Annotated in this window: 6 protein-coding genes; 1 reads left to right on the top strand and 5 read right to left on the bottom strand. The window is 70.1% G+C overall.

The genetic code is table 11. The features are described from left to right. Positions 1-139 precede the first annotated feature (139 nt). The 4 genes from ACFYX3_RS38600 to ACFYX3_RS38585 form a co-directional block, all read right to left on the bottom strand. On the bottom strand, positions 140-2,011 hold the full coding sequence (locus ACFYX3_RS38600; RefSeq protein ID WP_389024247.1) for an AMP-dependent synthetase/ligase: 1,872 nt from the start codon (positions 2,009-2,011) through the stop codon (positions 140-142). A 108-nt stretch (positions 2,012-2,119) separates the two neighbouring features. Next, positions 2,120-2,749, bottom strand: a complete 630-nt coding sequence (locus tag ACFYX3_RS38595) for a TetR/AcrR family transcriptional regulator (RefSeq protein WP_389024244.1) — start codon at positions 2,747-2,749, stop codon at positions 2,120-2,122. A 105-nt stretch (positions 2,750-2,854) separates the two neighbouring features. Beyond that, positions 2,855-4,186, bottom strand: a complete 1,332-nt coding sequence (locus ACFYX3_RS38590) for a dicarboxylate/amino acid:cation symporter (protein WP_382660020.1) — start codon at positions 4,184-4,186, stop codon at positions 2,855-2,857. 358 nt (positions 4,187-4,544) lie between these two features. Continuing rightward, positions 4,545-4,811, bottom strand: a complete 267-nt coding sequence (locus ACFYX3_RS38585; RefSeq protein ID WP_359516853.1) for a DUF4229 domain-containing protein — start codon at positions 4,809-4,811, stop codon at positions 4,545-4,547. Positions 4,812-4,946: 135 nt separating this feature from the next. Between ACFYX3_RS38585 and ACFYX3_RS38580 the strand changes: the two genes are divergently transcribed. Then, on the top strand, positions 4,947-5,480 hold the full coding sequence (locus ACFYX3_RS38580) for a GNAT family N-acetyltransferase (protein WP_389024239.1): 534 nt from the start codon (positions 4,947-4,949) through the stop codon (positions 5,478-5,480). A gap of 60 nt (positions 5,481-5,540) precedes the next feature. Here ACFYX3_RS38580 and mqnE read toward each other — a convergent pair whose 3' ends face one another. Then, the gene (gene mqnE, locus ACFYX3_RS38575) at positions 5,541-6,704 is read right to left on the bottom strand and encodes an aminofutalosine synthase MqnE (RefSeq protein WP_116160414.1); all 1,164 of its coding nucleotides are present in this window, start codon (positions 6,702-6,704) and stop codon (positions 5,541-5,543) included. Between the last annotated feature and the right edge of the window lie 10 nt (positions 6,705-6,714).

Raw genomic sequence — 6,714 nt, 5'->3', positions numbered from 1 at the left:
ACACCTCGACAACTACACGGTCTTCGATCAGCCCGAGCATGCCCACTGACCAGGCCGGCACACCGGGAAACTCCAAGATCACCGACAGAGTCAAGTCTTAGCTGTCATTCGGCCCTGGCGGTCATTCGGCGCCCCTCCCCTACTCCGCGTACATCTCCTCGATGTCCCGGGCGAAGTCCCGCAGCACCGCCCGCCGTTTGAGCTTCATCGACGGCGTCAGATGTCCCGAGGTCTCCGAGAACTCGGTGGTCAGGACCCGGAAGGCGCGGATCGACTCGGCACGCGAGACCAGCCGGTTGGCGTCGTCCACCCCCCGTTGGAGCGCGGCCAGCAGCTCCGGGTCGCGGGCCAGCTCCCACAGCGCCAGGTGGTCCTTGCGCCGCATCCGCCGCCAGTGCGTCAGCCCCTCGTGGTCGAGGGTGATCAGGGCCGTGACGTACGGGCGGTCGTCGCCGAGGACCATGCACTGGGCGACCAGCGGGTGGGCGCGCAGCCAGTCCTCCAGCGGGGCCGGGGCGACGTTCTTGCCGGCCGAGGTGATGAGGAGGTCCTTCTTGCGGCCGGTGATCCGGAGGTAGCCGTCCTCGTCGAGGGAGCCGATGTCCCCGGTGGGGAACCAGCCGTCGTCGGTGTACGGCACGGCCGCGCCGCGCTGCCCGTCCCAGTACCCGGCGAAGACGTGACCGCCCTTGAGCCAGACCTCGCCGTCGTCGGCGATCCGGACGGCCGTGCCCGGCATCGGAAGGCCGACGGTCCCGGTGCGCGGCCGGCGGGGCGGGGTGACCGTCGAGGCGGCCGTGGTCTCCGTCAGGCCGTACCCCTCGAAGACCTCGACGCCGGCGCCCGCGAAGAACTCGGCGAGCGGGGCGCCGAGCGGGGAGCCGCCGCAGATCACGTACTTCACGCGGCCGCCGAGGGCCGTGCGGATGCGCCGGTAGACGAGCGGGTCGTAGAGGGCCCGGGCGGCCTTCAGGGAGAGCGGGGGCGAGGCGGTCCGCCCGTAGCGGCGGGCGATCCGGGCGGCGCGGTCGAAGGCGGCGGCCTTCCCGCCGCGTTCGGCGGTGGCGCGGGCCTTGTTGAAGACCTTCTCCAGGACGTACGGGATGGCGAGGAGGAACGTGGGCCGGAACCCGGCCAGATCGGTGAGGAGCTCCTCGCCCTCGACGGTGGGGGCGTGCCCGACCCGGACGCGGGCGCGGACGCAGCCGATGGCGACCATCCGGCCGAAGACGTGGGAGAGCGGCAGGAAGAGGAGGGTGGCGGCGGGCTCCTTGCTCTCCGAGACGAAGACGGGGTGGAGGAGCCGGACGGCGTTGTCGACCTCGGCGAAGAAGTTGGCGTGGGTGAGGGCGCAGCCCTTGGGCCGGCCGGTGGTGCCGGAGGTGTAGATGAGGGTGGCGAGCGCCTCCGGGGTGAGCAGTCCCCGGCGGGCGGTGACGGCCTCGTCGGCGATCCGCGCGCCCGCCGCGCGGAGCTGGTCGACGGCGCCGGCGTCGAGGACCCAGAGGTGGGCGAGGCCGGGAAGCTGTCGGCGCTCGGCGGAGACGAGCCGGGCCTGCTCGGCGTCCTCGACGACACAGGCCGCGGCCCCGGAGTCCTGGAGGATCCAGCGGGTCTGGAAGGCGGAGGAGGTGGGGTAGACGGGGACGGTGACGAGCCCGGCGGCCCAGGCGGCGAAGTCGATCAGGGTCCACTCGTAGGTGGTACGGGCCATGAGCGCGAGCCGGTCGCCGGGACGCAGGCCGCCGGCGATGAGCCCCTTGGCGACGGAGTGCACCTCGGCGGCGAACCGCGAGGCGCTGACGTCGTACCACTCCCCGTCGGCGCCCTTCCTGGAGAAGAGAACGGCCTCGGGATCCTGCCGGGCGTTGTCGTACGGCAGGTCGGCGAGCGAGCCGCGGTCGACCCGGGGAACGAGCGCGGGGACGGACACCTCCCTCACCCGCCCGTCCACCACCACCTTCCGCGGCTCGGCGGGCTCGGTCTCGGATGCGGCGGGGACGACGGACACGTGCGGCTCCTCGGTTGGCGCGATGAACTGAGGTCGTGCGTCGGTACGTTGAGCCCTGAGTTGCCCCAACTGCCCGGACTAGCCGGTAACCTTACTGCCCGGTAAGCGCTACCGGGGAGACCACCGCTCGCTTTTCATGAGGTTTCCGAGCCCGGCCCAGGCGAAGTTCATCAGCGTCGTGGCGACCTCCTTCGCCGTCACCCCGGGCGTCTCGTTCGCCCAGCCGGCCAAGGACTCGGCGGATCCCACCAGGGCCTGTGCGAGCGCCTCCACGTCCCGCCCGGCGATCACCGCCCCGGCGGCCTCACCGATGAGCCCCGCCACGAAGCCCACGATCTCGTCCCGCATCCGCGCCACCTCGTCGGCGAACGGCTCCCCGTGCGTCCGCGCCTGCCGGCTCAGCACCACCCACGCGTCCGGGTGCTCGGCGGCGTACGTGAAGAAGGCGAGCAGCCCCGCCCAGAGCCGCTCGTCGGGCGGCACCTCGGCCTCCCCGACCTCGGCGGCGACGGCCCCGAGCAGAGCCGCCGCCTCCCGCCGTATGCAGGCGGTGAACAGCTCCTCCTTGGAGCCCAGATACAGATAGACCAACGGCTTCGAGACCCCGGCGAGCTCGGCGATCTCGTCCATGGACGCCGCCTGGTACCCGTGCCGCGCGAAACACCGCACGGCCGCGTCCACCATCTGCCGCTCCCGCACCACCCGCGGCAACCGCCGCGCCTTCGCCCCACCGGCCATGGCGCCCCACCCCTGCTTCCAAGATCCATTGGATGCCCCGCGAAAGCGTACGTGCCCCCTGCCCGGAGGGGGCAGGGGGCACGCGGCGCGGTGCGAGGGCGGGGGTCAGGCGGCGGCCGTGACCGCGACCTTCTTGTCGGTCTCGCCGATCTCGGCCAGGTCGTCGATCGGGGACGACGAGGCGTTCTCGTACGCGGTGAGGTCGAGGATCTTCTCGCGCGCCGAGACGATCACCGGGATCAGCGCCTGGCCCGCCACGTTCGTGGCGGTCCGCATCATGTCCAGGATCGGGTCGATCGCCATGAGGAGGCCGACGCCCTCCAGGGGGAGGCCCAGGGTGGAGAGGGTCAGGGTGAGCATGACCGTCGCGCCGGTGAGGCCGGCGGTGGCCGCCGAGCCGATGACCGAGACGAAGGCGATCAGCAGGTAGTCGCCGAGGCCGAGCTGCACGTCGAAGATCTGCGCGATGAAGATCGCGGCCAGGGCCGGGTAGATCGCGGCGCAGCCGTCCATCTTGGTCGTCGCGCCGAACGGGACGGCGAAGGAGGCGTACTCCTTCGGGACGCCGAGGCGCTCGGTGACCTTCTGGGTGACCGGCATGGTGCCGACCGAGGAGCGGGAGACGAAGGCCAGCTGGATGGCCGGCCAGGCGCCCTTGTAGAACTGCAGCGGGTTGACCTTGGCGACCGTGGCGAGCAGCAGCGGGTAGACGCCGAAGAGGACCAGGGCGCAACCGACGTAGATGTCGGCGGTGAAGGTCGCGTACTTGCCGATCAGGTCCCAGCCGTAGTCGGCGATGGCGAAGCCGATGAGGCCGACGGTGCCGAGCGGGGCGAGGCGGATGACCCACCACAGGGCCTTCTGGAGGAGCTCCAGGACCGACTCGGAGAGGGTCAGGATCGGCTTGGCGCGGTCGCCGAGCTTGAGGGCGGCGATGCCGGCGACGGCGGCCATGAAGACGATCTGGAGGACGTTCAGCTCGGTGAAGGGCGTGATGACGTCCGTCGGGATGATCCCGGTGAGGAAGTCGATCCAGGAGCCCTCGTGCTTGGGGAGCTTGCCGTCCTTCGGCGTGAGGCCGGTGCCGGCGCCCGGGTTGGTGATCAGGCCGATCGCGAGGCCGATGCCGACCGCGACCAGCGAGGTGATCATGAACCAGAGCAGGGTGCGGGTGGCGAGCCGGGCGGCGTTGTTCACCTTCCGCAGGTTGGTGATCGACACCAGGATCGCGAAGAAGACGAGCGGGGCGACGGCCAGCTTGAGCAGCTGGACGAAGATGCCGCCGATCTGGCTCAGGGTCTCCTTCAGCCAGGCGACGTCCTGGCTGCGGGCGATCCAGCCGAGCAGGGCGCCGAGGGCCAGACCGGCGATGATCTGGGCCCAGAAGGGGACCTTGGGTATCCGGGACTTCGTCTCGGGCGTCACGGACGCGGACACGGGCACACTCCACAGGTGCGTATCGGGAAATACGGGGACGGGGGTGCGGCACACACGCGCTGGGCGCGGGCCGCTGCATGATGCCGGATCAGGAGGCGCGGCAACAGACCGCGGACATACAGCGGCACAGATCGACGTGCAGGCGCGCCACGAGCCGGGGGCTCGCGGCATGGGAGAGGCGCTCTGCTGACTTCACGTCGAACACGTTAACACTTGAACTTTGAGAACCTCAAAGCCATTCTTTGAGATGCATACAGGCCACTCCGCCTCCGAAACGCAGAACACCCCAGGCCAGAGCCTTGGAAGGCCCAACCCGGGGTGCGGTGCTTGTGAGGAAGCTTACGCAGCCTTTACACGACTAGAGCGCGTCCTCCTGCGACCGGTTCGCGTCCAGTCGGCCCTTGGCGCGGTCGACCCGCGCCACGACCTCGGCGCTCGCCTCGTCCCGCACCTTGCGCAGGAGCACGAAGCTGAGCGGGGCGGAGACGACGATGGCGAGGACGAGGACCCAGAGCAGGTTCGAGTCGCCCAGGCCGCGCGGCAGCACGCCGACGTAGACGAGACCCCACAGGGCGAGGAAGCACCCGGCGAAGATCCCGAGCCGCATCAGCGTGTAGCGGAGCATGTCAGTCCACTCTTCCGTTCCGAAAGATCGCAAAGTTCCCAAGCGGGACGAGCGTCCTCCAGTGAAGCACGCGCCGGCGCCGGACCCGGGACCGGCCCTCTTGAGCACCCCAGAGGTAATAGATAATCTCTCCCCATGACCCTTACCTTCGAGGTGGACCCGGCGGTCGACCGCACCCTGCGCGACGGCGTGCTCTCCCTCTGGGCCGACGTCTCCAACGCGGGCGGCGCCGTCGGCTTCGTACCCCCCGTGACGCCCGACGCGATACGCCCCGCACTGCTCAAGCACCTCGTCGCGATGACCGAGGGCGGCACCCGCCTCCTCGTCGGCCGCGACGAGGAGGGCCAGGTCGCCGCCACCGCCTTCTTCACCTTCAACAGCCACCCGCTGATGAAGCACTGGGTCTGGCTCTACACCGTGATGGTCCACCCCCGGCACCAGGGCCGCGGATACGGCCGCGACCTCATGGCGGCGGTCGAGCACACCGCCCGCACGGCCGAGGGCTTCGAGGAGATCGAGGCGATCCGCCTCACCTGCCGGGGCGGCACGGGCGTCGACGGCTTCTACGCGAAGTCCGGCTACAAGGAGGTCGGCCGCGTCCCCGACGCGATCCGGGTCGCCCCCGGCGACGACCGCGACGACATCGTCATGCTGCTGCCGCTGAACTGAGCGGGCGAAGGCGAAAGGGCCGGCGGAGATGTCCCCGCCGGCCCTTCTCGTCACATCACGTCAGACCCGCATCGGCTGCGGCGACTCACGCCGCCCCGCGTCCGGACCCGGGTACTCGCGGATGATCTCGTACCGCGTGTTCCGCTCGACCGGCCGGAAGCCCGCGTCGCGGATCAGTTCGAGCAGGTCGTCGCGGCCCAGCTTGTTCGGCGTGCCGTAGTTGTCGGCGTCGTGCGTGATCTTGTACTCGACGACCGAGCCGTCCATGTCGTCGGCGCCGTGCTGGAGCGCCAGCTGGGCCGTCTGGACGCCGTGCATGACCCAGAAGACCTTGACGTGCGGCACGTTGTCGAAGAGCAGCCGGGAGACCGCGAAGGTCTTCAGGGCCTCGGCGCCGGTCGCCATCGTGGTGCGGGCCTGGAGCTTGTTGCGGACCTTGCCGTCCTGCATGTCCACGAAGTCGTGCTGGTAGCGCAGCGGGATGAAGACCTGGAAGCCGTTGGTCTCGTCCTGGAGCTCGCGGAGCCGCAGCACGTGGTCGACGCGGTGGCGCGGCTCCTCGATGTGCCCGTAGAGCATGGTCGCCGGGGTCTTGAGACCCTTCTCGTGGGCGAGCCGGTGGATCCGGGACCAGTCCTCCCAGTGGGTGTTGTGGTCCACGATGTGCTGCCGGACCTCCCAGTCGAAGATCTCGGCGCCGCCGCCGGTCAGCGACTCCAGGCCGGCCTCGATGAGCTCGTCGAGGATCTCACTCGCGCTCAGCCCCGAGATCGTCTCGAAGTGGTGGATCTCGGTGGCCGTGAACGCCTTCAGCGAGACGTTCGGAAGCGCCTTCTTGAGCTCGGAGAGGGAGCGCGGGTAGTAGCGCCAGGGCAGGTTGGGGTGGAGCCCGTTGACGATGTGGAGCTCGGTGAGGTTCTCGTTCTCCATCGCCTTCGCGAGGCGCACGGCCTCCTCGATGCGCATGGTGTACGCGTCCTTCTCGCCCGGCTTGCGCTGGAAGGAGCAGTAGGCGCAGGAGGCGGTGCAGACGTTGGTCATGTTCAGATGCCGGTTGACATTGAAGTGGACCACGTCGCCGTTCTTGCGGGTCCGGACCTCGTGGGCCAGACCGCCGAGCCAGGCGAGGTCGTCGGACTCGTACAGGGCGATGCCGTCCTCACGGCTCAGCCGCTCACCGTCCCGGACCTTCTGCTCCAGCTCCCGCTTGAGCCCAGCGTCCATCTCCGGCCGC

The organism is Streptomyces sp. NPDC002463 (assembly GCF_042889835.1).
Lineage (GTDB): Bacteria > Actinomycetota > Actinomycetes > Streptomycetales > Streptomycetaceae > Streptomyces > Streptomyces nymphaeiformis.
Note: the sequence above shows the minus strand (reverse complement) of the source record. Positions and strands in the feature narration are given on the sequence as shown.

Bases quoted from the DNA above. Each gene is read 5' to 3' on its own strand.
- ACFYX3_RS38585 (WP_359516853.1), bottom strand. From the start codon at position 4,811: ATGCTCCGCTACACGCTGATGCGGCTCGGGATCTTCGCCGGGTGCTTC.
- mqnE (WP_116160414.1), bottom strand. From the start codon at position 6,704: ATGGACGCTGGGCTCAAGCGGGAGCTGGAGCAGAAGGTCCGGGACGGT.
- ACFYX3_RS38595 (WP_389024244.1), bottom strand. From the start codon at position 2,749: ATGGCCGGTGGGGCGAAGGCGCGGCGGTTGCCGCGGGTGGTGCGGGAG.
- ACFYX3_RS38580 (WP_389024239.1), top strand. From the start codon at position 4,947: ATGACCCTTACCTTCGAGGTGGACCCGGCGGTCGACCGCACCCTGCGC.